The sequence below is a fragment of the Xanthomonas sp. 1678 genome, from assembly GCF_031455575.1.
Classification (GTDB): Bacteria; Pseudomonadota; Gammaproteobacteria; order Xanthomonadales; family Xanthomonadaceae; genus Xanthomonas_A.
This window is the reverse complement of record NZ_JAVDSZ010000001.1, coordinates 424,827-449,749: the sequence shown is the minus strand read 5'-3', so window position 1 is coordinate 449,749 and position 24,923 is coordinate 424,827. Positions and strand designations below refer to the sequence as shown.

Annotated in this window: 24 protein-coding genes; 11 read left to right on the top strand and 13 right to left on the bottom strand. The window is 70.6% G+C overall.

Features of this window, described 5'->3' with window-relative positions:
* The first annotated feature begins 88 nt into the window (after positions 1-88).
* The 6 genes from J2Y70_RS02040 (at position 89) to J2Y70_RS02015 (ending at position 5,807) form a co-directional block, all read left to right on the top strand.
* Entirely contained in the window at positions 89-1,264 is a 1,176-nt protein-coding gene (locus J2Y70_RS02040) for a thiolase family protein (RefSeq protein ID WP_263397729.1), read from the top strand.
* Positions 1,265-1,387: 123 nt separating this feature from the next.
* Positions 1,388-1,729: a hypothetical protein gene (locus J2Y70_RS02035; protein WP_263397728.1), complete on the top strand. Its 342-nt coding sequence runs from the start codon at positions 1,388-1,390 to the stop codon at positions 1,727-1,729.
* 441 nt (positions 1,730-2,170) lie between these two features.
* Complete coding sequence (locus tag J2Y70_RS02030) at positions 2,171-2,530, top strand: hypothetical protein (RefSeq protein WP_309912706.1); 360 nt, start codon at positions 2,171-2,173, stop codon at positions 2,528-2,530.
* Positions 2,531-3,085: 555 nt separating this feature from the next.
* The gene (locus tag J2Y70_RS02025; protein ID WP_309912704.1) at positions 3,086-4,795 is read left to right on the top strand and encodes a diguanylate cyclase; all 1,710 of its coding nucleotides are present in this window, start codon (positions 3,086-3,088) and stop codon (positions 4,793-4,795) included.
* Between the two features lie 104 nt (positions 4,796-4,899).
* The gene (locus J2Y70_RS02020) at positions 4,900-5,442 is read left to right on the top strand and encodes a polymer-forming cytoskeletal protein (RefSeq protein WP_263397725.1); all 543 of its coding nucleotides are present in this window, start codon (positions 4,900-4,902) and stop codon (positions 5,440-5,442) included.
* Positions 5,439-5,807 (top strand): hypothetical protein, encoded by a 369-nt coding sequence (locus J2Y70_RS02015; RefSeq protein WP_003479271.1) that lies wholly within the window; start codon positions 5,439-5,441, stop codon positions 5,805-5,807. The genes J2Y70_RS02020 and J2Y70_RS02015 overlap by 4 nt, the downstream gene beginning before the upstream one ends.
* Positions 5,808-6,073: 266 nt before the next feature.
* Here J2Y70_RS02015 and J2Y70_RS02010 read toward each other — a convergent pair whose 3' ends face one another.
* Positions 6,074-7,714, bottom strand: a complete 1,641-nt coding sequence (locus tag J2Y70_RS02010) for an acyl-CoA dehydrogenase family protein (RefSeq protein ID WP_309912702.1) — start codon at positions 7,712-7,714, stop codon at positions 6,074-6,076.
* Positions 7,715-7,825: 111 nt separating this feature from the next.
* On the opposite strand from J2Y70_RS02010, the gene J2Y70_RS02005 reads away from it, so the two are divergent.
* The 4 genes from J2Y70_RS02005 to pdeM are packed head-to-tail and all read left to right on the top strand — an operon-like array spanning position 7,826 to position 13,596.
* The gene (locus J2Y70_RS02005) at positions 7,826-8,830 is read left to right on the top strand and encodes a ligase-associated DNA damage response exonuclease (protein WP_309912700.1); all 1,005 of its coding nucleotides are present in this window, start codon (positions 7,826-7,828) and stop codon (positions 8,828-8,830) included.
* Positions 8,827-10,419, top strand: a complete 1,593-nt coding sequence (locus J2Y70_RS02000; RefSeq protein WP_309912699.1) for an ATP-dependent DNA ligase — start codon at positions 8,827-8,829, stop codon at positions 10,417-10,419. The genes J2Y70_RS02005 and J2Y70_RS02000 overlap by 4 nt, the downstream gene beginning before the upstream one ends.
* Positions 10,416-12,956 (top strand): ligase-associated DNA damage response DEXH box helicase, encoded by a 2,541-nt coding sequence (locus J2Y70_RS01995; RefSeq protein WP_309912697.1) that lies wholly within the window; start codon positions 10,416-10,418, stop codon positions 12,954-12,956. The genes J2Y70_RS02000 and J2Y70_RS01995 overlap by 4 nt, the downstream gene beginning before the upstream one ends.
* Positions 12,946-13,596, top strand: coding sequence for a ligase-associated DNA damage response endonuclease PdeM (gene pdeM, locus J2Y70_RS01990; protein WP_309912694.1), 651 nt, complete (start codon positions 12,946-12,948; stop codon positions 13,594-13,596). Before J2Y70_RS01995 ends, pdeM begins: the two co-directional genes overlap by 11 nt.
* A 122-nt stretch (positions 13,597-13,718) precedes the next feature.
* On the opposite strand, the gene J2Y70_RS01985 is transcribed toward pdeM, so the two are convergent.
* The 8 genes from J2Y70_RS01985 to rlmD form a co-directional block, all read right to left on the bottom strand.
* A complete protein-coding gene (locus J2Y70_RS01985; RefSeq protein WP_309912692.1) occupies positions 13,719-14,975 on the bottom strand; it encodes an NAD(P)/FAD-dependent oxidoreductase in 1,257 nt (418 codons plus the stop codon).
* Between the two features lie 96 nt (positions 14,976-15,071).
* Positions 15,072-15,278, bottom strand: coding sequence for a cold-shock protein (locus J2Y70_RS01980; RefSeq protein WP_309912690.1), 207 nt, complete (start codon positions 15,276-15,278; stop codon positions 15,072-15,074).
* An 89-nt stretch (positions 15,279-15,367) separates the two neighbouring features.
* Positions 15,368-16,120: an S-methyl-5'-thioinosine phosphorylase gene (locus tag J2Y70_RS01975; RefSeq protein ID WP_309913238.1), complete on the bottom strand. Its 753-nt coding sequence runs from the start codon at positions 16,118-16,120 to the stop codon at positions 15,368-15,370.
* A gap of 76 nt (positions 16,121-16,196) precedes the next feature.
* Positions 16,197-16,751 (bottom strand): hypoxanthine-guanine phosphoribosyltransferase, encoded by a 555-nt coding sequence (locus J2Y70_RS01970; RefSeq protein ID WP_263397718.1) that lies wholly within the window; start codon positions 16,749-16,751, stop codon positions 16,197-16,199.
* Positions 16,751-17,758 carry a beta-N-acetylhexosaminidase gene (gene nagZ / locus J2Y70_RS01965; RefSeq protein WP_309912688.1) on the bottom strand — a complete coding sequence of 336 codons (1,008 nt, stop codon included), beginning with the start codon at positions 17,756-17,758 and terminating at the stop codon, positions 16,751-16,753. The genes J2Y70_RS01970 and nagZ overlap by 1 nt, the downstream gene beginning before the upstream one ends.
* A 148-nt stretch (positions 17,759-17,906) precedes the next feature.
* A complete protein-coding gene (locus J2Y70_RS01960; RefSeq protein WP_309912686.1) occupies positions 17,907-18,584 on the bottom strand; it encodes a DsbA family oxidoreductase in 678 nt (225 codons plus the stop codon).
* Between the two features lie 120 nt (positions 18,585-18,704).
* Positions 18,705-19,211 carry a CYTH domain-containing protein gene (locus tag J2Y70_RS01955; RefSeq protein ID WP_309912685.1) on the bottom strand — a complete coding sequence of 169 codons (507 nt, stop codon included), beginning with the start codon at positions 19,209-19,211 and terminating at the stop codon, positions 18,705-18,707.
* Positions 19,212-19,313: 102 nt separating this feature from the next.
* On the bottom strand, positions 19,314-20,666 hold the full coding sequence (gene rlmD, locus J2Y70_RS01950; protein ID WP_309912683.1) for a 23S rRNA (uracil(1939)-C(5))-methyltransferase RlmD: 1,353 nt from the start codon (positions 20,664-20,666) through the stop codon (positions 19,314-19,316).
* 276 nt (positions 20,667-20,942) lie between these two features.
* Between rlmD and J2Y70_RS01945 the strand changes: the two genes are divergently transcribed.
* Positions 20,943-21,653, top strand: a complete 711-nt coding sequence (locus tag J2Y70_RS01945; protein WP_309912682.1) for a response regulator — start codon at positions 20,943-20,945, stop codon at positions 21,651-21,653.
* Positions 21,654-21,865: 212 nt separating this feature from the next.
* Here J2Y70_RS01945 and recO read toward each other — a convergent pair whose 3' ends face one another.
* The 4 genes from recO to J2Y70_RS01925 all read right to left on the bottom strand — a co-directional run bounded on the left by recO (position 21,866) and on the right by J2Y70_RS01925 (position 24,919).
* Positions 21,866-22,741, bottom strand: coding sequence for a DNA repair protein RecO (recO, locus tag J2Y70_RS01940; RefSeq protein WP_309912680.1), 876 nt, complete (start codon positions 22,739-22,741; stop codon positions 21,866-21,868).
* Between the two features lie 231 nt (positions 22,742-22,972).
* Complete coding sequence (gene era / locus J2Y70_RS01935) at positions 22,973-23,875, bottom strand: GTPase Era (protein WP_263397711.1); 903 nt, start codon at positions 23,873-23,875, stop codon at positions 22,973-22,975.
* Entirely contained in the window at positions 23,872-24,552 is a 681-nt protein-coding gene (gene rnc / locus J2Y70_RS01930) for a ribonuclease III (protein ID WP_309912678.1), read from the bottom strand. Before rnc ends, era begins: the two co-directional genes overlap by 4 nt.
* On the bottom strand, positions 24,542-24,919 hold the full coding sequence (locus J2Y70_RS01925) for a DUF4845 domain-containing protein (RefSeq protein ID WP_263397709.1): 378 nt from the start codon (positions 24,917-24,919) through the stop codon (positions 24,542-24,544). The genes rnc and J2Y70_RS01925 overlap by 11 nt, the downstream gene beginning before the upstream one ends.
* Positions 24,920-24,923 lie beyond the last annotated feature (4 nt).

Here is a 24,923-nt window from a genome sequence, read left to right as displayed (position 1 = left end):
GCGCCTGCGGCGATCGCCGCGCCGAGCGCGATTGGCAGACGCCGCGCCGAGGCAGATAATCGGGAACTCATCTTCGTAAGGGTTTGCCATGACCGAGATCGTCATCGCCGCGGCCAAGCGCACCGCCATCGGCGCGTTCCTGGGCCAGTTCAACGGCGTGCCCACGCCGGAGCTCGGCGCCGCCGCGATCCGTGCCGCGCTGGAACAGTCCGGCATCCCTGCCGCCGACGTGTCGGAAGTGATCATGGGCTGCGTGCTGCCGGCCAACCTCGGCCAGGCGCCGGCGCGCCAGGCCGCGCGCGCGGCCGGCGTGCCCGACGCCACCGGCGCCACCACCATCAACAAGGTCTGCGGCTCGGGCATGAAGGCGATCATGCTCGGCCACGACCTGATCAAGGCCGGCTCGGCCAGCATCGTCGTCGCCGGCGGCATGGAATCGATGAGCAACGCCCCGCACCTGCTGCCGAACTCGCGCACCGGCAACCGCTACGGCAACTTCCAGGCGGTCGACCACATGGCCTGGGACGGCCTGACCAATCCCGACGACGGCCAGGCCATGGGCGTGTTCGGCGAGGCCACCGCGGAGAAGTTCGGCTTCAGCCGCCAGGACCAGGACGCCTACGCGATCGAATCGGTGACCCGCGCGCAGGCCGCGCAGCGCAATGGCGCCTTCGATGCGGAGATCGTTCCGGTCCGCGTCGCCACGCGCAAGGGCGAAGCGGTGTTCGCCAGCGACGAGCAGCCGGGCAAGTCCGACGTCGCCAAGATCCCCACGCTGAAGCCGGCGTTCAAGAAGGACGGCACGGTCACCGCCGCCAGTTCCTCCAGCATCTCCGACGGCGCCGCCGCCACGGTGCTGCTCAGCGCCGACGACGCCGCCCGCCGCGGCATCGCGCCTTTGGCGCGGATCGTCGGCCACGCGACCTTCTCGCAGGCGCCGGAATGGTTCACCACCGCCCCGGTCGGCGCGATCAGGAAGCTGCTCGACCAGGTCGGCTGGAGCCTGGACCAGGTCGACCTGTTCGAGATCAACGAAGCGTTCGCGGTGGTGCCGATGGTGCCGATCAAGGAATTGGGACTGGATCACGCCAAGGTCAACGTCAACGGCGGCGCCTGCGCGCTCGGCCATCCGATCGGCGCATCCGGCGCACGGCTGGTGGTGACATTGCTAAACGCGTTGCGCACGCGCGGCGGACGCCGCGGAATCGCGACCCTGTGCATTGGCGGCGGCGAGGCGACAGCGGTCGCCATCGAATTGATTTAATTGGGATTAACCCTTAAAACACAAAAATGAATGCGCGTGCGCTTGACAGCCGACTTTGGCTTGTCATCATGTTGAGGGCGCGCAATAGCGCGTTGCCTAACTAAACGACGAGGATAGACACACATGAGCATCAACAAGCTGCTGATCGCAATGGCCCTGGGCCTGGCCCTGGCCGCATGCTCGAAGCAGGAGCAGGCGCAGGACGCCGCTGCTTCGGCTAACGAAGCCGCCACCGACGCGCAGGCTGCTGCCGACCAGGCTTCGGCCGCCGGTGCCGCCACCGCCGATTCCGCCCAGGCTGCTGCCGACACCGCCGCCACCGCCGCCAACACCGCTGCCGACGCTTCGCAGGCCGCCGCTGCCGCCCCGACCGATGCCGCTGCCGACAAGGCTGCTGACACCGCCAAGGCTGCTGACGACACCGCCGGCCAGGCCAAGGACGCTGCCGAAGAAGCCAAGAAGTAATAACTTCTCGCTTCAGGCAAGTCTTGAAGAAGCCGCTGGTTCGCCAGCGGCTTTTTCTTTGCCCGTAAATCGCGCCAGCGAGCCGCGAACAGCCGCGCTGCGCGCACTCCGGCCGGCCTTCACCCTCGGCCCATGGCCGGCACGACGCCGGTCCCACTCGGCGCGGACCCGCCCGATGCCGCCCGCACACGCTGATCGCTCACTTTCAGACCCTGCTCGATTCGCAGCGCGCATGCCGACGCCCCAGTAGCCAACGCCTGGTGCGTTTAAGAGCACGACCGCTTGCGCCAACGCTGGCCTGTGGAGGTCGGACCTGTCGCATCGGCGCCCGGAACCGTGCCAGCTTCCTGAACGCGAGCCGCTGCCGCTCGCCGGCATTGACGCCGGCTGCATGCGCAGCCACCTAGGCTGCGCCGCATCACCCAGTAACGGAGTACGCGCATGAACAAGACCCCGATCGTGGCAATGGCCCTGTTGTCCGCGCTGGCGCTGGCCGCCTGCCAGGGCCCGGAATCACAGCAGGCGCAGCGCGACGCCAAGGTCGCCGCCGAGCAGACCGGCGAAGCGGCCAAGGAAGCCGCCGACCAGGCCGCGCAGACCGGCCGCGAAGTCGCCGCCGACGCCCGCGACGCCGCACACCGCGCGGCCAACTCCGAAGCCGTGCAGGACGCCTCGGCCGCCGCCAAGGAAGCCGCTGCCGACGCCAGCGAGGCCACCGCCAGCGCCGCGCAGAAGCTCGCCGACAAGGCGCGCGAGAACGCCAACCAGGATGCGCACAACGACAACCCCGAGAAGCACTGACCGGCAGCGTTGGCCGATCGCCCGCCGCATCGCGCAGCTCGCTGATGCGGCGGGAGCCGTGGCGCACCGTCATGGCTTCTCCTGCAAGGCGCGCCGGCTCACCGTCGGCGTTGCCGCTGCGGGACCCCGACTTCACTGCACCGCGGCGAATGAGCCGGTGGACCCGTCGGCTTCGACCACCTTCGTGGCCGAACACCTCCTCCCCCAAGTGCACCTAGCAGACTCAAGAGGACCTGCCCTTGTAGGAGCGGCTTCAGCCGCGACGAGCGGAGCGGCGCACCTGACGGAATCGAACACATCGAGCGGAAAAGCCTCCACTAGCACCCGGCCCTCTCGCCGTAAGCCACTGCGGGAGCGACTTCAGTCGCGACGAGCGGAACGGTGACCTGACGGTATCCAACACCATCCAAACGCCTCTCCAGCGCCCCCAGCCACCACACCCGCAAGTCTCCAGCACAAACGGTTTCAACCGCGACCATCACGCCACGACGTGACCTACGGCTCCCTTTCGGTCCGCGAACGCCTGCCCGCGACCAGGCTGGTTACAATCCGCGGATGTCGACGTTCCACCGGGTGCGGATCAGAACCCGCCTAGCGCTGCTGTTCTCCGCCCTGGTCTTCGTGTCGATCGGTTTCGGCGTGTTCACCGGCGCGCAACGTTCGATCTCCGATGCGGCGCGCGTGGCGCATACCCACCAGGTCCTGCGCAGCATCGACGAGGTGCAGTCGACCTTGCTGCAGGCCGAAACCGCGGTGCGCGGCTTCGAATTGACCGACAACCAGGCCTACCTGAGCAACTATCGCGACAGCGCCGAGCGCGTGCCGAGGCACCTGGCGCAGCTGCATGCGCTGGTCGCCGACAACCCGGTGCAACTGGCGAACCTGCGCATCCTGCAGCGGCTGGTGCAGGCGCGGCTGGCGCAGATGCAGCAGATGCTCGACGTCTACCAGCGCGATGGGCTGGATGCGTTGCAGCGCGCGATGGCGCCGAACGTGTTCAAGGACTCCAGCACGATCCACGATCACGTGCAGCAGATGACCGAACTGGAGCAACGGCTGCTGCAGAGCCGCGACCGTTCCAACCAACGCAGTTCCGACCTGCTGCTGGCCCTGGCCCTGGCCGGCATCCCGTTCGGCCTGGGCAGCGTGGGCGTGGTCTATGCATTGCTGTTCCGCGAACTGCGCAATCGCGCCACCGCCGAGCAGGCCGCCTCGGTCGCCAACGAACGACTCGGCGCCAGCATCGAGGAACTGCAGCGCACCAGCGCCGACCTCAACGCACTCAGCCGCTACACCGGCCTGCTGCAGAGCTGCATGGACCCCAAGGAAGCGCTGACCGTGACCGCGCGCATGCTCGCCGCGCTGATGCCCGACGCCGGCGGCAGCGTGTACCTGCTGCGCGCGTCGCGGGATCGCGCCGAAGCCATCGTCGCCTGGGGCGAGGCGCCGGTGCGCAGCGAGCCGGCGGTGGCACCGGAGCAATGCTGGGCGCTGCGCCGCGACAAGGCGCACTTCGTGCACGCGCTGCGCCACGATTCGGCGTGCGCGCATCTGCTCGACGATCCGCAGGCGGTCGGCGCCAGCAGCGCCTGCATTCCGCTGTCGGCGCAGGGCACGCAACTGGGCTTCGTGTTCCTGGCCGGTCCCGGCCCTGGACCGCTGCCGCGCATCGCCATCGCCGAGGCCGCGGCCGAGCAGCTGTCGTTGGCGCTGAGCAACCTGCGCCTGCGCGAATCGCTGCGCCTGCAGTCGATCCGCGACCCGCTCACCGGCCTGTTCAACCGCCGCTACCTGGAGGAGTCGCTGCAGCACGAGCTGGCACGCTGCGCACGCCGTTCGATGCCGCTGTCGCTGCTGATGCTGGACGTGGACCACTTCAAGCACTTCAACGACCTGCATGGCCACGGCGGCGGCGACAGCCTGCTGGCCGCGGTCGGGCAGATGCTCACCTCGCGGTTGCGCGGCGAGGACATCGCCTGCCGCTACGGCGGCGAGGAATTCACCGTGATCCTGCCGGAAACCGGCCCGGAGGCGGCGTTGGCGATCGCCGAGCAGATCCGCAGCGCCGCGCAGCAGATGGGCAGCACGCTGGACGGCAAGGCGCTGCCGGGGGTGACGGTCTCGATCGGGCTGGCCAGCTATTCGCGCGACGGCGTGGTCGCCACCACCCTGCTGCGCAAGGCCGATGCGGCGCTGTACCGGGCCAAGCGCAGCGGCCGCAATCAGGTGCAGCAGTTCGATCCGGCGCTGGACGGGATGGGCTGAACCGGCGGCCGCGGCCCGGCAAGCGCACTTTAGAGATGATTGTCACAAAATATACGCAGTAGAGCGGCGATAGTCCGGGTTCCCCCGACTGGAGACGTCTGCGCATGTCCATCTGGAAAGATCAGGGTACCCCGCGCAAGGATGGCCCGCCGCTGCCTGGCACGCCTGCCGCCACCGCCACGCCCGAGCCGCGCCCAGCGGTCGATCCGGTGGTCGGCGAGTCCGCCGTCGCGGTCGCCGCGGCCGCGCCCATCCCCACGCGCGCCGCTGCGCCGGCGGCGAAGGAGTCGCTGATCGCCGCCGACATCACCATCGAAGGCAAGATCGAAGGTACCGGCCATATCCGCATCGCCGGCAAGTTCAAGGGCGACGTCAATGTGCAGGGCGACCTGACCATCGAGACCGGCGCCAAGCTCAGCGGCGGCGTGCGCGCCAACAAGGTGACCATCGCCGGCGAACTGGAAGGCAACATCGAATCGGCGGCGCAGGTGGACCTGCTGGCGTCCGGCGCGCTGATCGGCGACGTCAAGGCCGGCTCGCTGACCGTGGCCGCCGGTTCGCGGATGCGCGGCCAGGCCGATTTCGGCTGGGAAGACGACAAGGGCCGCAAGAGCGGCAAGCCGACGGAGTCAGACGCCGGCGCATGAGCACGCCGCGTCCCGGCACCCCGGGGGCGACCCGGACCTGCCCGCACTGCAAGGCGACGATCCTGGAAAGCGCCAGCGTCTGCCCGGCCTGCAAGCACCACCTGCGCTTCGACTCGGCGGTGCTGCAGCAATCGGCGCCGACCGCGACGGTGCCGCTGCGCGTGCAGGGCACCATCCAGCATCCCGCCGATGGCACCGCGTGGGAGTACACGGTGGTGGTGACGATCCGCAACGGCCGCGGCGAGGAGATCAAGCGCCAACTGGTCGGCGTCGGCGCGATGCTGGACGGCGAAGAGCGCAGCTTCACCCTGTCGGTGGAAGCGACCCAGGCCAAGGGGGGAGGCAAGCGCGGGACGCGGCATTGAGGCTGAGGCGCGGGACTCGGGACTCGGGACTCGGGACTCGGGACTCGGAAACAGCGTAGCCCCTCTCCCACCGGGAGAGGGGTTGGGGTGAGGGTACGGCGCGAAGCCGCTCGTGGAGTTTGAGTGCACGAGGCTGCGCTCGCACCCTCATCCGCCCCTGCGGGGCACCTTCCCCGAAAAGGGGGCCATGGTCCCAAGGGGAGAAGGAACAGCACTAGCCCCTCTCCCGCCGGGAAAGGGATTGGGGTGAGGGTACGGCCGCACGGTCACGGCAACGCACGCGCCAGCAACACCTCCACCGGCACATCCGCCTCCAAGGTACCGAACGCCAGTCCATGCGCGCCGGCCAGGCGGCTGTGCACGAACGCGCCGGCGGCCGGGCTGCCGCTGCGCAGCAGCAGCGCGGCCTGCAGTGCCAGCGCGATGCGCTCGGTGATGCGCCGCGCGGCGTATTCGTCCACGTCGCCGGTGCCGGCCAGCGGCGCGCGCAGCGCGTCCAGCGCCTGGTCGTAGTCCGCGCTTACGCCCGCCGCAGTCTCCAACTCGGCCAGCAGCGCCGCTGCGCTGCGCGGCTCGCGCGCCAGTGCGCGCAGCACGTCCAGGCATTGGATATTGCCGCTGCCTTCCCAGATCGAATTCAGCGGCGCCTGCCGGTACAGCCGCGGCAGGATCGATTCCTCCACATAACCGGCGCCGCCCAGGCATTCCTGCGCTTCGTTGACGAAGGCCGGGGCGCGCTTGCACAGCCAGTACTTGCCCAGCGCGGTGGCGATGCGCGCGAACGCCGCCTCGGCCGGGTCGCGCTCGGCCGCATCGACCGCGCGCGCCACGCGCAGCGCGAACGCGGTGGCGGCCTCCGATTCGATCGCCAGGTCGGCGAGCACGTTGCGCATCAGCGGCTGCTCGACCAGGCGCTTGCCGAACGCGATGCGATGCCGCGCGTGATGCAGCGCCTGCGCCAGCGCCATGCGCATCTGCGCGGCGGCCGCGAGCATGCAGTCCAGCCGGGTCAGCATCACCATGCCGATGATGCGCGCCACGCCACGGCCTTCCTCGCCAATGCGCTGCGCCCAGGCGCCGGCGAACTCCACCTCACTGGAGGCGTTCGACCAGTCGCCGAGCTTGTCCTTCAGCCGCATCAAGCGCAGCGCATTGAGCTGCCCGTCGGGCAGGCGCCGCGGCAGCAGGAAGCAGCTCAGTCCGCCCGGGGCCTGCGCCAGCACCAGGAAGCCGTCGGACATCGGCGCGGAGAAGAACCACTTGTGCCCGACCAGCGCGTACTCGCCATCGGCGCCCAGCGGCGTGGCGACGGTGGCGTTGCTGCGCACGTCCGAGCCGCCCTGCTTCTCGGTCATGCCCATGCCCAGGGTGATGCCGGCCTTGTCGGCAATCGGCACGTCGCGCGGGTCGTAGTGCGGCGCGGCGGCCTTGTCCGCCCAGTCGCGCAGCGCCGGTTCCTGGCGCAGCACCGCGACCGCGGCATGGGTCATCGTCAACGGACAACTGGTGCCGGCCTCGGCCTGGTGATGCAGGTAGCTCAGCGCCGCGCGCGCCACATGCGCGCCCGGCTGCGGCGTGTGCCAGGACAGACCGGCCACACCGTGGGTCTTGGCCGCATCCAGCAGCTGGTGGTAGGCCGGATGGAATTCGACGGTGTCGATGCGGTGGCCGTAGCGGTCGTGCGTGCGCAGCCGCGGCCGGTCGCGGTTGGCGTCGAAGCCGAGCCGGTACAGCGTATCGCCGGCCAGCGCGCCGTACTGCGCCAGGTGCGCGGCGAACATGTCGCCGCCCTCGCGCGCGACCGCGGCGCGCAGCACCGCATCGTCACGCCACAGATCGCGCGGCTCGAACGGCGGCGGCTGGTTGTCGACCACGTGCGTGGCGAATGCGGGCAGTTCCCGTTGCATGCATCTCCCTCCCAGAAGCGCGTCCCGCATTGTGGCCGATGCATCCCCGCGCCGTGAACCGCCGGGCTGGATTCTCATCTCCTGCACACCGCCTTGGACACAGTGGCGGCCATGCCCAAACCCGCTTCCCAGGACCTGGTGGTGCTGCGCCCGGAAGGGCTGTACTGCCCCGCCGGCGACTTCCATATCGATCCCTGGCGCCCGGTGCCGCGCGCGGTCATCACCCATGGCCACGGCGACCACGCGCGCGCCGGCATGGGCGAATACCACTGCGCCGCCGCCAGCCTGCCGATCCTGCGCTGGCGCCTGGGCGAGCAGGCGTACCGCGCGTACGACTACGGCACGCGCTTCACGCTGGGCGCAGCGACGGTGTCGCTGCATCCGGCCGGGCACGTGCTCGGCTCGGCGCAGGTGCGCATCGAAGTGGATGGCGAGGTGTGGGTGGCCTCGGGCGACTACAAGCGCCAGCCCGACCCGACCTGCGCCGCGTTCGAGGTGGTGCGCTGCGACACCTTCATCACCGAGGCCACCTTCGGCCTGCCGGTGTACCGCTGGCCGGACACCGCCGCGGTGGCGCGCGAGATCGTCGCCTGGCGCCGCGAGTGCGCCGCGCGCGGCGAGGCCGCGGTGCTGTTCTGCTATGCGCTGGGCAAGGCGCAGCGGGTGCTGGCCGAGCTGCAACCGTGGGACGACCAACCGGCGCTGCTGCACGGCGCGGTCGCCGCCGGGGTGGCGGTGTATCGCCAGGCCGGGGTGGCGATGCTGGATACGCAACCGGTCGCCGAGATGGACAAGCGCGCCGACTACGCCGGGCAACTGGTGCTGGCGCCGCCGTCGGCCGCGGGCAGCCCGTGGCTGCGCCGCTTCCGCCATGCACAGCTCGGCTTCGCTTCCGGCTGGATGCGGCTGCGCGGCAACCGCCGCCGGCGCAACTACGATCGCGGCTTCGTGGTCTCCGATCATGCGGACTGGCCCGACCTGCTGCGCACCATCGAAGAAACCGGCGCGCAGCGGGTCATCGCCACGCACGGCAACACCGACGCGATCATCCGCGCCCTGAACGAACGCGGCGTCGCCGCCGAGGCGTTCCGCACCGACTACGGTGCCGAGGAATGAAGCGCTTCGCCGCGCTGTACCGGCAACTGGACCAGAGCACTGCGACGCTGGACAAGCGCGCCGCGCTGGTCGCGTATTTCGAACAGGCGCCGCCGGCCGACGCGGCCTGGGCGATCTGGCTGCTGAGCGGCGGCAAGCTGCGGCGCATCGCCAACACCCGCGAACTGCGCGAGTGGATCGCGCAGGAAAGCGGCCTGCCCGGCTGGCTGGTCGACGACAGCTACGACCACGTCGGCGACCTCGCCGAAACCCTGACCCTGTTGCTCGACAATCCAGCCGAAGCCTCCGATCCGGCGCCGCTGCGCGACTGGATCGAAGAGCGCCTGCTGCCGGTGGCCGCGCAGGACGAGGCCGCGCGCCACGCCGCGGTGCTGGCCGGCTGGCGCAGCCTGGATTTCGACGAGCGCCTGCTGTTCAACAAGCTGCTGACCGGCGCGCTGCGCGTGGGCGTGTCGCAGCGGCTGGTGCAGCAGGCGCTGGCGGCGATGTCGGGCATCGACATCGCGCGCATCGCCCAACGCATGCTCGGCGCGTGGTCGCCGACCCCGGCCGCACTGGAAGACCTGCTCTCGCACGAGGTGCTGGCCAGCGACCGCCAGCAGCCCTACCCGTTCTTCCTGGCCTCGCCGCTGGAAAACGTCGCCACCACGCTGGACGCGATCGACGACTGGCAACTGGAATGGAAATGGGACGGCATCCGCCTGCAGCTGATCCGCCGCGCTGGCGAAGTGGCGCTGTGGTCGCGCGGCGAGGAACGCCTGGACGGCCGCTTCCCCGAGATCGAAACGGCGGCGGCGACGCTGCCGCGCGATGCGGTGATCGACGGCGAACTGCTCGGCTGGCGCGACGGCGACGCCGCGCCGCTGCCGTTCACCGCACTGCAGACCCGCATCCAGCGGCGCAAGCCCGGCGTCAAGACGCTGGCCGACACGCCGGCGCGGGTGCTCGCCTACGACCTGCTGGAACTGGACGGCATCGACCTGCGCGAACAGCCGCTGGCGCAGCGCCGCGCGCAACTGCAGGCCCTGCTCGACGCGCACGCCGATCCGCGCATCGTGCTGTCGCCGCAGGTGCAGGCCGCGAGCTGGGAGGCGGCGGCAACGCTGCGCGAGCAGGCGCGCGAACGTGGGGTGGAAGGGCTGATGCTCAAGCGCGCCTCCTCGCCCTATCAGTCGGGGCGCCGCCGCGGCGACTGGTGGAAGTGGAAGATCGAACCGCTGACCATCGACGCGGTGCTGCTGTACGCGCAGGCCGGCCACGGCCGCCGCAGCACGCTGTACACCGACTACACCTTCGGGCTGTGGGACGGCGAGCAGCTGGTGCCGGTGGCCAAGGCGTATTCGGGCCTGGACGACAGCGAGATCCTGGCCTTGGACCGTTGGATCCGCGCACACACCACCGAGCGCTTCGGCCCGGTGCGCGCGGTGACGCCGTACCACGTGTTCGAACTCGGCTTCGAGGCGGTGAACAAGAGCAGCCGGCACAAGTCCGGCATCGCGGTGCGTTTCCCGCGCATCCTGCGCTGGCGCCACGACAAGCCGTTCGCCGAAGCCGACCGGCTGGCCACGCTGCAGGCGCTGGCGCGATGACGCCGGCGCAGGCGCGCAAGCGCCCGGCCGATGCGCCGCTGTACGCGTGGTTCGCCGCGCAGGGCTGGCAACCGCTGCCGTTCCAGCGCGCACTCTGGCGGCACTATCTGGACGGCGGCTCCGGGCTGCTGCACACGCCCACCGGCAGCGGCAAGACCCTGGCCGCGTTCGGCGGCCCGCTGCTGGAAGGCCTGCGCGAACAGGCCGCGCTGCAGGCGGCGGCAGACAAGCGGCCGCGGCGCGCGAAGGCAGCGGCTGCAGACAAGACCGCGTCGGCACCGAGGTCGCGCCGGCAAGCGCAGCGCGACCTGAAAGTGCTGTGGATCACCCCGCTGCGCGCGCTCGCCGCCGACACCTTGCGCGCGTTGCGCGAGCCGGCGCAGGCGCTGGGCCTGGACTGGCAGATCGGGCTGCGCACCGGCGACGCCAGCGCGCGCGACAAGCGCCTGGCGCGCAGCGGCAAGCTCGACGTGCTGGTGACCACGCCCGAATCGCTGGCGCTGCTGCTGTCCTATCCGGACACCGCGCCGCAGCTGGCGACGCTGCGCTGCGTGATCGTCGACGAATGGCACGAACTGCTCGGCAACAAGCGCGGCGTGCTGCTGCAATTGTGTCTGGCGCGATTGCGCGCCTGGGCGCCGGCACTGCGCACCTGGGGCCTGTCGGCCACGCTGGGCAATCTGGACGAAGCGCGCGACGTGCTGCTGCCGCATGTGCCGAACGCGCCAATCGTGGCCGGGGTCAAGCCGCGCACGCTGACCCTGGAAACGCTGGCCCCGGCCAGCGGCGAGCGCTTCCCCTGGGCCGGCCATCTGGGCCTGGCGCAGTTGTCGCGGGTGCTGGAAAAACTGTTCGCGGTGCGCACCAGCCTGCTGTTCACCAACACCCGCGCGCAGGCCGAACTGTGGCACCAGGCGCTGGACTCGGTGTGGCCGGAGGACACGCACACGCTGGCCCTGCACCACGGCTCGCTGGACCCGGCGCTGCGCAGCGCCGCCGAGCAGGGCCTGCGCGACGGTAGCCTGCGCTGCGTGGTCGCCACTTCCAGCCTGGACTTGGGCGTGGATTTCCCGGCGGTCGACCAGGTGCTGCAGATCGGCAGCCCGAAAGGCGTGGCGCGGCTGCTGCAGCGCGCCGGCCGCGCCAAGCACCGCCCCGGCGAGGCCGGTCACGTGCTGTGCGTGCCCACGCACGCGCTGGAACTGGTCGAATACGCCGCCGCGCGCCGCGCCATCGCCCACGGCCGCATCGAATCGCGTCCGTCCCCGCGGCTGTCGCTGGACGTGCTGGCGCAGCATTGCGTGAGCTGCGCGCTGGGCGGCGGCTTCCACGCCGACGCGCTGCTGACCGAAGTGCGCGGCACCGCCGCGTTCGCCGCGCTCGATGCGCCCACCTGGAACGCGGTGCTGGAGTTCGTCGTGCAGGGCGGCCGCGCGCTGGCGCAGTATCCGGACTATCGCAAGGTGGTGCGCGACGACGACGGCGTGTACCGCGTGCACGACCGCCGCATCGCGCTGCGCCACCGCCTGTCGATCGGCACCATCACCAGCGACGGCAGCGTCGCCGTGCGCTTCCTGCGCGGCGGCCGGCTCGGCGCGGTGGAGGAGCAGTTCGTCGGTCGCCTGCGCCGCGGCGACCGCTTCCAGTTCGCCGGGCGCCTGCTGGAGCTGGTGCGGCTGGAAGACATGACCGCCTACGTGCGCCTGGCCAAGGGCGGCGACGGCAGCGTGCCGAAATGGATGGGCGGACGCATGCCGCTGTCCTCGGCGCTGGCGCATGAAGTGGAAGCGGTCTTCGCCGAGCCGCGCGGCGAGGAGGAACTGCGCGCGTTGGCGCCGTTGCTCGGCCTGCAGCGCGCGTTGTCGGCGCTGCCGTCGCCGCGGCGGCTGTTGGTGGAAAGCGTGCGCGCCCGCGACGGCCGCCACGTGTTCGTGTATCCGTTCGCCGGGCGCCAGGTGCACGAAGGCCTGGCCGCGCTGCTGGCGCTGCGCTGGGGCCGGCACCAACGCAACACCTTCAGCTTCGCCGCCAACGACTATGGGCTGGTGCTGTCGCCGGCGCAGGAAGTGGCGACCGACGAACACCTGCTGCGCGCCTTGCTCAGCCCCGAGCATCTGTTCGAGGACCTGCGCGAGAGCCTCAACCTGGGCGAACTGGCGCGGCGCCAGTTCCGCGAGATCGCGCGCGTGTCCGGCCTGCTGCCGCCCAGCCTGCCTGGCGGCACCCCACGCAGCCTGCGCCAGCTGCAGGCCTCCAGCGGGTTGCTGTACGACGTGCTGAGCCGCTTCGATCCCGAACACCTGTTGCTGGCGCAGGCCGAGCGCGAAGTGCTGCAGGGCGAGATGGAGCTGACCCGGCTCGCCGCCACGCTGCACGACTGCGCCGCGCGCGAACTGGCCCTGCGCACGCCGCGCAGCCTGACCCCGCTGTCGTTCCCGCTGTGGGCCGAGAGCATCCGCGGACAGCTCAGCACCGAGGACTGGAAGGCGCGGGTGATGCGCGCCGCCGCGCAGCTGGAACGACGCCATGCGCGCTGAGCTGGCCTGGACCCTGGCCGGCGAGCCGATGGCGCTGCTCGGCGAGCGCGCGCTGTACTGGCCGGCGCGCCGGCGGCTGCTGATCGCCGACCTGCACCTGGGCAAGGCCGACGTGTTCCGCCGCGCCGGCATCGGCCTGCCCAGCGGCGGCACCGCGCTCGACCTGCAACGCCTCGCTGCGCTGGTGCAGGCGCAGGCGGCGCAGGAACTGTGGATCCTCGGCGACGTGCTGCACGGCGCCGCGCCCGCGGCCGCCTGGCAACGGCATTGGCACGACTGGCGCAGTGCGCATCCGCAGCTGCGCGTGGCCGCGATCGCCGGCAACCACGACCGCGCGCTGGCCGGCGCCGGGCTGGACATCGCGCTGCTCGGCGAACAGGTAGAGGACGGCCCGTTCGCGCTGCGCCACGATCCGGTGCCGCACGCGCAGCTGCACGTGCTGTGCGGGCACCTGCATCCGCTGGCGAAACTGCCGGGGCTGCGCCCGCGCTGGCCGGCGTTCTGGCTGCGCGAACGGATGACGGTGCTGCCGGCGTTTTCGCAGTTCACCGCCGGCGTGGCGCCGGTGCTGGATGCGGGTGAACGCCTGGTCGCCTGCGTCGAAGGCGAGGCGCTGGCGTTGCCGGCGGTGATGCAATAACGCGCGGCCCTGGAGACTCAGATCGCCCGCTGTGGGAGGGACGTCAGTCCCGACGTTTTACCGATAACGCGTCGGGACTGAAGTCCCTCCCACAGGGAAGCGACGGCGCCGCGGCATCGTGCTCAAGGCAGTTGTTCCGCCACCGGCGCAGCCTGTGCCTCCGCCAGCGCCTGCAGGAACCCCGGCTCAAGCGCCAGCTTGCCGAACCAGCCATGCTGGGTGCCGCTGAGCACGCGCAGCATGTGCCCGCGGCCGCCGGGCATGCGCCCGGCCGGCAGCATGCCGAGGTCGCGCACGCGCGCCACCAGGTCGCGCTCGGACTGGAACAGCGGGGTCAGCCAGCGGCTCCAGAACTGGTACACCGCCACGTGCGCATGGCGCTGCGCCTGATAGCGCGCCAGCGCCGCGTCCAGGTCCGGCGCTTCGCGCAGGCTCTCGCTCAACACCCACGCATCCATCAGCGCCATGTTGACGCCCTGCCCCAGTTGCGGACTCATCGAATGCGCCGCGTCGCCGGCCAGCACCAGGCGGCCGCGATACCAGCGCTGCTGCACCGCGTCGCGATAGCTGGCCCGCGCCAGTTGCGCCGGCGCGCACACCTGCGCCAGGCGCTCGCGCGCCTGCGGCCACAGCTGCGCGACCTCGTCCAGCCACGCGTCCATGCCGCGCGTTTGCCACGCGTCGAAATCGGCGGTGGGCAGGCTCCAGAAGAAACTCATGCGCGGCTCGGGATCGCCCGGGCGGGTGCCGACCGGCAGCAGCCCGATCATCTTGCGCGCGGCCACATAGCGCTGCCGCAGTTCGTCGGCGAAGGCCCAGTCGCCGCGCGGCAGCAGGCACCACAGCGCGCCCCACGGATAGAGCCGGTCCAGACGCGTGCCCTGCACCTGCGCGCGCAGCGCCGAGGCCGAACCGTCGCTGGCGATGACCAGGTCGAATGGCCCATGCCAGCGCCCGTGCTGGTCCTGCAGCCGGCGCAGGCCATCGTCGATGGCGACGATGTGCGTGTCGCGCTGCAGTTCGGCGTAGCCGTCCCAGGCCTGCGCCAGCAGCGAGAACAACGCGCCGCGCTGCATGCCCAGGCCGAACAGGCGCGTATCCAGGTCGCGGTAACGCATGTCCATCACCGTGCGCCCGCACGGCGTCTCGCCGTACAGGCGCCGCACCGGCGCGCCATGCGCCAGCGCCTGCTCGAGCAGGCCGATCCGCCACAGCACCTGCAGCCCGGTGGGCTGCAGCAGGAAACCGGCGCCGACCGGGCCCGGCTGCGGCGCGCGTTCGAACACCTGCACCTGATGGCCATCGCGCGCCAGCAGCAGCGCCAGGGCCTGGCCCGCCGTGCCGTAGCCGACGATGCCGATCTGCATCCGTTGCTTCATCGCATCCACTGATCGCGGGCGATGCCGCAGCGGCATCGCGTCCATAAAAAACCCCGCCGAAGCGGGGCTCAAAAACAGCTCAGCCGAGCAGGAAATTTACTCGGCAGGCGTAATATTGGAGGCCTGCGCGCCCTTCGGACCCTGGGTCAGGTCGTAGCTGACACGCTGTCCTTCCTGCAGGCTGCGGAAGCCCTTGGAATTGATCGCGGAGAAGTGCGCGAATACATCGGCGCTGCCGTCTTCCGGCGAAATAAAGCCAAATCCCTTGGCGTCGTTGAACCACTTGACGGTACCGTTCGGCATGGTGATGCGAGACCTTGTGCAATGAATGGGTGGTGGTTGTGCGGCATCCCGCACCGGCGGAGTATGCAAAGCTTGAGCAGCGAAGACAATCACCCGCGCGCCAGTTCGCCGATTAGCTCCGGCAGCCCCGCCGACGCCGCCTCCACGTTCGCCAGCACCTCGGCCAGGGTGATCTCCTGCGCGTCGCCGCAGCCGGCGGCCCAGTTGGCCACGATCGCCAGACACACATATTCCAGGCCCAGTTCGCGCGCCAGGCCCGCTTCCGGCATGCCGGTCATGCCGACCAAGTCGCAGCCGTCGCGGCGCAGCCGCGCGATCTCTGCAATCGTTTCCAGCCGCGGCCCCTGGGTGGCGCCGTAGCAGCCGCCGTCGACCACGTCGGCGCCGGTCACGCGCGCGGCGGCCAGGACCTTGCTGCGCAGCATCGGCGAATACGGGTGGCCGAAATCCACGTGCAGCACCTCGCTGTCCGGCTCCTCGCTGAGCGTGGAGATGCGGCCCCAGGTGTAGTCGATCAGTTGGTCCGGGCAGGCCAGCACGCGCGGGCCGAAGCGCTCGCCGATGCCGCCGACGGTGTTGAGCGCAAGCACCCGGGTGGCGCCAATTTGCTGCAGCGCCGCAAGGTTTGCGCGGTAGTTGATCTTGTGCGGCGGCAGCGAATGGCCTTCGCCATGGCGGGCCAGGAACGCGACCCGGTGGCCGAGCAGCGTGCCGATGCGTACCGGGCCGGACGGACTGCCGTAGCGCGTGTCGACCTCGCGGGTCTCCACGTCGTCCAGTTGTGCGAGCTTGTAGACGCCGGTGCCGCCGATCACGGCCAGTGCGATGTTGTCCATGCGGATCCTCGAATCGGAACGTACGCGCGCGCCAGCCGCGACGGCCGGCGCGCATGAAGGAAGCGGCGCCCTGCGGCGCGCGCTATTCCTTCATCGCGTAGATCGCCGGCAGGTTGCGCAGCGCTTCGTTGACGTCCATGCCGAAGCCGAACACGTAGCGGTCCGGCACGTCCACGCCCACGTAGTCGGCGCTGACGCCGTCCACGCAGCGATCGTGGCGCTTGACCGTCAGCGCCGCGATGCGCACGTCGGTGGCGCCCTGCTCCAGGCACCACTGGCGCACCGCCAGCAGGGTCAGGCCTTCGTCGAGGATGTCGTCGAGCAGCAGCACGCGGCGCCCGTACAGCGCGGTGGCCGGGCGGTGCTTCCACACCAGTTCGCCGCCGACGGTCTCGCCGCGGTAGCGGGTGGCGTGCAGGTAATCCAGCTGCAGGTCCTGGCCGCGCGCGCCCAGCTCCAGCGCCAGTTGCCCGGCGAACGGCAGCGCGCCGTGCATGATGGTCAGGTAGACCGGGATCTCGCCGCGGTAGTCGGCGGCGATGGCGTCGGCCATGCGCGCGATGGCCTGGTCGAGTTGCGGACGATCGACCAGCAGGTCGGCCTGGGCCAGGGCCTGGGCGATGGTGAGAGTGGACATCAGGCGGTTTTTCCGAAGGTTGCGAGCAGGTGGGATTGGGTGTGGCCGTAGCGGGCATCGGCGAGCAGGCCGTCCCAGCCGAGGGCGCCGCGGCCGATCAGGCCGAGCAGCGCGGCGGTATTGAGCGGGCGGTCGCGCACGGCCTGCAGCGACTCCTGCACCAGTTCGGGATGGCAGACCAGGACCACGTCGCAGCCGGCGTCCAGGTGCGCGGACACGCGCGCGGCGACGCCGCCGGCGGCGAACGAGGCGGCCATGCCGATGTCGTCGGAGAACACCACGCCGCGGAAACCCAGTTCCTGGCGCAGGATCTGCTGGATCCAGCGCGGCGAGTAGCCGGCCGGTTCCGGCGCCACCTGCGGATACACCACGTGCGCCATCATCACCGCATCGGCGCCGGCGGCGATGCCGGCGGCGAACGGGACCAGGTCTTCCTGGCGCAGCAGCTCGAGCGGGCGCGGATCCTCGGCGCTGTCGACGTGGGTGTCTTCCAGCACCGTGCCATGGCCGGGGAAGTGCTTGAGCGTGGCAGCCATGCCGACGCTGTGCATGCCGCGCACGTAGGCGGCGGTGAACGCGGCCACCACCTGCGGATCGTCGCTGAAGGCGCGGTCGCCGATCGCGCGGTTGCCGCGCGCCAGGTCCACCACCGGGGCGAAACTCAGGTCCACGCCGCTGGCGCGCACCTCGCTGGCCATCAGCCAGGCGTGCTGCTCGGCCAGCGCCAGCGCCGCCTCGCGGTCGCGCGCATACAAGGCGCCGAAGCCGTGCAGCGGCGGCAGCGCGCTGTAGCCGTCGCGGAAGCGCTGCACGCGGCCGCCTTCCTGGTCCACGCAGATCAGCTGCGGCCGCGCCGCCGCGGCACGGATCGCCGCCGCCAGCTCGGCGACCTGCGCGCGCGAGGCGAAATTGCGCTTGAACAGGACCACGCCGGCCACCGCGTCGTGCTGCAGCCAGTCGCGTTCCTGCGCGGTGAGTTCGGTACCGGCGACGCCGATCGCGAGCATGCGGGGGATTCTCCTGCCAGCGCGGTTCGGTGCGCCTGGGCGGGCATTGTCGCAGATGCCGGCGTCGGCGACAGGTCGAGGCGCCGGCGTGCCGCGGCCCAGGCCTGGCGGTGCGCTATGCGCCGCAGGTCGCCGCAGCGCAGCAGGCCTACACCGCGCAGCCGTCGGGGCCGCAGTCCCGGTCCGCGGCGGACGCCGGCGGCAGCAGGCCGCGCAGGGCGTCGGCGAACGCTTCCGGCGGCTGCGCGCCCTGGATCGCGTGGCGGCCGTCGATGACGTAGGTCGGCACCGCGCGAATGCCCATCGCCTGCGCCTGCTGCAACTGCGCCTGGATCTCGGCTAGGCCCTCGTCGCCGTCCAGCAGCGCCTGCACGCGCGCCGCGGGCAGCCCGCCGGCGGCGCCGGCCTCGATCAGCGTGTCTGTCTCGGCGAGGTTGCGCCCCTCGGCGAAATGCGCATGGAACAGCGCCTCGGCCACCGCCTCGGCATCGCCCTCGCGCCCGGCCAGCCACAGCAGCCGGTGTGCGGGCAGCGTGGTCACCCGCACCTGGCCGCGGTCGAAATCGAACGGCAGGCCCTCGGCGCGCGCGGTGGCCTGGGTCTGCGCCAGGATCTGCTCGGTGCGCGCGGCGCCCCCGAACTTGGCTTCATAGGCCTCGCGCAGCGGCACCGGCTCGGTGCCGGCATCGGGATCGAGCAGATACGGATGCCAATGGATCTCCAGCGCCGGCGCGCCCGCGCCAAGCGCCGCGATGCCCTGCTGCAGCCGGCGCTTGCCGATCCAGCACCAGGGGCAGACCACGTCGGACCAGATGTCGATGCGCATGAGCGGGGATTCGGGATTCGAGATTAGGGATTCGCAAAAGCATAAACCCGATCGCCGCACGCGGCCTGCTTTTGCGAATCCCTAATCCCAAATCACCAATCCCGGCACTTCAACGAATCCCTAATCCCCAATCCCGAATCCCGGCCACTGAGTGAACGGATGCGAGGCCAGCGCCAGGTTGTAATAGCGCGCGTCGTCGGTGACTTCGCTGCCAATCCAGTCGGGCTTGGCGAAGGTTTCGTCGGCGCTGCCCAGTTCGATCTCGGCGACCACCAGCCCGGCGTTGTCGCCGAGGAACTCGTCCACCTCCCACAGATGACCCTGGTGCTGCACCAGATGCCGGCGCTTGTCGATCAGCCCGCCCACGCACAGCGCCAGCAGCGCGCGCGCATCGTCCAGCGGCAGCGGATATTCGAACTCCTGGCGGGTATGCCCGAGCGCGCGCGACTTGAGGTTGAGGAACGCCTCCTCGCCCTGGATGCGCACCCGCACCGACGCCTTCTGCGCGCCGCTGTCCATCGCCGCCTGATCGTTGATGTAGCCCTGCGCCATCGGGATCACCCGATGCGCCGCGGCGCGCCAGCCGTCGCCGGTGACCAGGAATTTGCGTTCGATTTCGATGGGCATGGGATTGGGGATTCGGGATTCGGGATTGGTCAAAGCATAAGCCAGCGCGCAGACCGCGCTGTTACGAATCCTAATCCCGAATCCCGGCTTCCCAACGAATCCCTAATCCCCAATCCCGAATCCCGGCTTCTCAAACACCGCAATACTCTCCACATGCGCCGTATGCGGAAACATGTCCATCGCGCCGGCGGCCTTCAGCACGAAGCCCTGCTCGTTGACCAGGTAGCCGGCGTCGCGCGCCAGCGAGCCAGGATGGCAGCTGACGTAGACGATGCGCTGGAACGTCTCCAGCGGCAGCTGCCGCAGCACCTCGATCGCGCCGGAGCGCGGCGGATCGAGCAGCAGCTTGTCGAAGCCCTGCCGCATCCATGGCGCCTGGCGCTGGTCCTGGGTCAGGTCGGCGGCGTGGAACTGCGCGTTGTCCAGGCCGTTGCGCTGCGCGTTGTCGCGCGCCCGCGCCACCAGTCCGGCGTCGCCTTCTACGCCCACCACTTCGCGCACCGTGCGCGCCAGCGGCAGGGTGAAGTTGCCCAGCCCGCAGAACAAGTCGAGCACGCGGTCGCCGGGCTGCGCGTCGAGCAGCGCCAGCGCGTGCGCGATCATCTTCTGGTTGAGCGAGGCGTTGACCTGGATGAAGTCCAGCGGCCGGAACGCCAGCTCCACGTCCCACTGCGGCAGCCGGAACGACAGCGGCACCTCCTGCGGGTACAGCGGATGCACCGTGTCCACGCCGCCGGGTTGCAGGAAGATGGCGAAATCGTGCGCCTGGGCGAAGGCGACCAGCGCCGCCTGGTCGCGCGCGCTGAGCGGCTGCATATGGCGGAAGGTCAGCGCCACCGCGGCGTCGCCGGCGATGAATTCGATCTGCGGGATGTCGCGTTTGCCGTCCAGGCTCTCGACCAGTTCGGCCAGCGCGCTGACCTTGAAGCCGATCTGCGGGATCACCGTGTGGCACACCGACAGGTCGGCGACGAAGCGCGGATCGAGTTCGCGGAAGCCGACCAGGGTCTTGTCCTTCTTCTCCACCCGGCGCACCGAAAAGCGGCCCTTGCGCCGATAGCCCCAGGGTTCTCCGGACAGCGCCGGCAGCACCGTCTGCGGGGTCACGTGGCCAATCCGCTCCAGGTTGTCGGTCAGCACCCGCTGCTTGGCCAGGATCTGCTGGTCCTCGGCCAGGTGCTGCAGCACGCAGCCGGCGCAGACCCCGAAGTGCGGGCAGCGCGGCTGCACCCGCTGCGGCGAGGCCTGCAGCACCTGCAGGGTGCGCGCCTCGTCGAAATGGCGGTTGCGCGCGGTGGGTTCGGCGAGGACCGTCTCGCCCGGCAGCGCGCCGGCGACGAAGGCGACCTTGCCGCCCTCGCCTTCGGGGCGGGCGACGCCGCGGCCGTCGTGGCTGAGGTCGACGATCTCGGTCTGGAACGGGGTACGGTCTAGGCGTTTTCTGGATCGGGCCACGTGGCGGCAGGCTGCGGGCGGAAAAGGGCGGCTATTGTCGCAGATGCGCCAGGGCCTGCCGATGCGCCCGGGTCGCCAGGGCGTTACTGGGCGCGTGCGCGGATGCCGCCGCGTACGCGTTCGAGCGCGGCCGTCGCCTCGCCGTGGCTATCCCGATCCGGCTGCAGATCCGACCGTCAGGGACGCCCGCTTGCGGACGCGGCGGCGGCGGCGCAAAGTGGTGCGACGCATCGTCGCAGCCGCTAAGATGCGCCCAGGCCGCATGGAGGCATAAGGATGGCATCGACCCAGGACCCTGTGACGCGACTTTTGCTGGTCGAGGACGACCCGATCAGTCGCGCGTTTTTGCAAGTGACGCTGGAATCCCTGCCCGCCCAGGTCGATCTGGCCGACACCGTCTCCGCCGCACTGGCCAGCGCACAGACCCAGGAACACGCCCTGTGGCTGATCGACGCCAACCTGCCCGACGGCAACGGCGCCGACCTGCTGCAGCGGCTGCAACGGCTGCGCCCCGGCACCCTGGCGCTGGCGCACACCGCCGATGCCAGCGACGCGGTCCGCGAGCGCCTGCTCGGCGCCGGCTTCGCCGAAGTGCTGCTGAAACCGCTGAGCCCCGAACGCCTGCTGCAGGCCGTGCGCCGGCTGCTGGTCCGCGGCCGCGTCGGCACCGCGCCGAGCGCGGCGGAAGCGGCGGTGGACTGGGACGAGACCACCGCGCTGATCGCGCTCAACGGCGAACGCTCGCACCTGATCGCGCTGCGCGAACTGTTCCTGGCCGAACTGCCCGGCACCCGCGACGCGGTCGCCTCGGCGCTGCAGCTCAGCGACGAACAGGCCGTGCGCAACCACCTGCACCGGCTGCAGGCCAGCTGCGGCTTCGTCGGCGCCGCCCGGCTGGCGCGTGCGGTGCGCCAGCTGCAGGGCGATCCGGCGTCGTCGCAGGCGCGCAACCAGTTCAGTGAGGCTGTGGCGGCGTTGTTGCATTAGGAGTGTCGGGACCGGGGACCAGGGACCGGGGACCCGGAACAGCCTGGCGCCTGCTTGCCGTGTGCCTTCCCGGCGTGCGTAAACCGCGGCGGCGTTGCGATGAAGCCGGAGCCGTGACTGGTGGACGGGAACATCTGGCGTGTCTTTGCCAATGCCATCCAGCGCCAGAGCGCGGCTGCATCCGCGAGCCGCCGCCCTGAATTTTTTTCCGCTCAGCCCCGTTTGCCGCCGTCCACGGACTCTGCTGTTCCCGGTCCCCGGTCCCCGGTCCCTGGTCCCGGCTCCACGGGGCTCTGGTCCCCGGTCCCCGTTCCCGACTCCGCTGTTCCGAGTCCCGAGTCCCGAGTCCCGAGTCCCGACGTTAGCCGCCCCGCCCTAGCCAGATCCTCCAACATCTCCCACGACTTCAGCCCGCGCCCGCCCAGGTGATGCAGCAGTACCACGCGCATGCCGCGGCGCAGGCCGGGCAGGTCCTCGGCCACCGGCATCTCGTCGGCGGCCAGCGCCAGCAGCGCGCGGCCGGTGGCCATGCCGCTGCGTTGGTCGTGGCCGCGGTCGCTCAACAGGCGGCGCGGGCCGTGTTCGGCGTCCAGCACGTAGCGCGCGGCCGGGTCGATCGGTTCGCCGTCGCCATCGTGGCGCAGGTCGAAGCCGACCCCCAGCGCATCCAGCAGGTCGCGTTCGAAGCAGCGCAGCGTCCATGCCAGCGGCGCCTCCGCGCTCAGCCGCGCGCGGACCCGCGCGTAGGCCAGGTACAGGTCCGGCGCAGGATCGTCACGCGGCGCCAGGCGCAGAGTCAGTTCGTTGATGTAGAACCCGGCGAGCATGCCGTCCCCGATCAGGCGCGGCGCCGTGTCCAGCGCCTCGGCGGCGCGCAGCTGGCCCAGCTCGCCGCGGCGCTGCGCGCTGAAGCGGATCGACTGCAGCGGCTGCAGCGCGGCGCGTAGCGGCTGATTCTTCGGCCCCTGTACGCCCCGCGCCAGCAGGCCCAGCCGCCCGTACCGCGCGCTCAGCACCTCGACCAGCAGGCTGGTCTCGCGCCAGGGGCGCGCGTGCAGGACGAAGGCGGGTTCGTGTTCTATCAGCATGCGTGGAGTCGGGACCGGGGACCGGGGACCGGGGACCCGGCAAAAGCCAAGGCAAAGGCAGGGCCTGCGTGCTGAAGAAGCACACATTTCGACTCGATCAATCCAAGCGCCGCGATGCTGGTAGAGAGTCCGATCATCAAGACATGCCCCGCATCGCCGTTCCTCACCCTCTTTCAGCCGCCGCCGCGCCGCCTTTCCCGGGTCCCCGGTCCCCGGTCCCTGGTCCCGGCTTCACTCCCCGTACCCAAACGCCTTCAGCGCCGCCTCGTCGTCCGACCAGCCTTCGCGCACGCGGACCCAGGTCTCCAGGAACACCTTGGCACCGAACAGGCGCTCCATCTGCTGCCGGGCCTTGGCGCCGATGTCCTTCAGGCGGGTGCCGCCCTTGCCGATCACGATCGCCTTCTGGCCTTCGCGCTCGACCCAGATCACCGCGCCGATGCGCAGCAGCGCGCCGTCCTCGGCGAAGCGTTCGATCTCCACCGTGGTCGCGTACGGCAGTTCTTCGCCGAGCTGGCGCATCAGCTGTTCGCGCACCAGTTCGCCGGCCAGGAAGCGCTGGCTGCGGTCGGTGATCTCGTCCTCGCCGAACATCGCCGGGGCTTCCGGCACCAGCGCCAGCAGGTCGCGCACCAGCGCTTCCAGGCCCTTGCGCTTGAGCGCGGAGATCGGATGCACCGCGGCGAAGCTGCGGCCCTCGCTGACCTGCTGCAGGAACGGCAGCAGCGCGGTCTTGTCCTTGAGCCGGTCGACCTTGTTCACCACCAGCACCACCGGGATGCCGGAATCGCTGAGCACGTTGAACGCCAGCGTGTCCTCGTCGTCCCAGCGCCCGGCCTCGATCACCAGCAGGCCGGCGTCCACGCCTTCCAGCGAGCCGCGCGCGGCGCGGTTCATGACCCGGTTCATCGCGCGCTTCTGCTCGCGGTGCAGGCCGGGCGTGTCGACCAGCACCAACTGCCCTTCCGGGAAGCTGGCGATGCCCAGCAGGCGGTGCCGGGTGGTCTGCGGGCGGTTGGAGACGATGCTGACCTTGGCGCCCACCAGGGCGTTGGTCAGGGTGGACTTGCCCACGTTGGGGCGGCCGATCACGGCCACGCTGCCGCTGCGGTAAGGGGGCGCTTGCTCGTTCACTTGCTCGAATCCAGTTGCTCGATGGCGGCGGCGGCGGCCTGTTGTTCGGCCAGCCGTCGCGAGGTGCCCTCGCCCTCGGTGACGAGGGCAGGCTCGGCGAGTACGCAGCGTACCCGGAATAGCTTGGCGTGGTCGTCGCCGGTTTCGCTGATCAGTTCGTAGGCCGGCAGGCTGCGTTGCCGCGCCTGCAGCCATTCCTGCAGGCGGGTCTTGGCATCCTTCTCGGCCTTGCCCACCGGCAGTGCGGCCAGCGCCGTCTCGAACCAGGGCAGGATCACCGCACGGCAGGCCTCGAACCCGGCGTCCAGGTAGATCGCGGCGACCACCGCCTCGACCGCGTCGGCTAGGATCGAATCGCGGCGATGCCCGCCGGATTTCATTTCGCCCGGCCCCAGCGTCAGCCGCTCGCCCAGTTCCAGCTGGCGGCCGATGCTGGCCAGCGAGGCCTCGCGCACCAGTTCGGCGCGGGCGCGGGTCAGCGCGCCTTCGTCGGCCTTGGGCCAGCGCCGGTACAGCGCCTCGGCGATCAGCTGGTTGACGATGCTGTCGCCAAGGAATTCCAGCCGCTCGTTGTGCGGCGCGCCGGCGCTGCGATGGGTCAGCGCCTGCGCCAGCAGCTGCGGGTCGGCGAAGCGGTGACCGATCCGGTCGCCGCGTTGGATGGTCTTACTCGCCACCGCGCGTCGTCAGGTCCTGGGTGATGTCGAACTTGCCGACCACGTCCAGGTTGGCGACCAGCGGCTTGCGCACTTCGTAGACCACGTGCATCTTCCAGCCATTGTCCATGCGGTCGAACTTGACGTCGTCCGGCGTCACGTTGTCGGAGTTGTTGATGTCCAGGCGGCGGAACAACAGCATCTTCGCCTGCGCCGGATCCATGTCGGCGCTGCCCGGCTCGGCGGCCAGACCCTTCATCGCCGAACGCACCGCGTAGTACTCCATGTACATCGGGAACAGCTTCATGCCGATGTAGGCGAAGAACCCGACCACCGCCAGCACGATCACGAACGACGTCAACGTCATGCCACTTTGCTTGTGCTTCATCGCG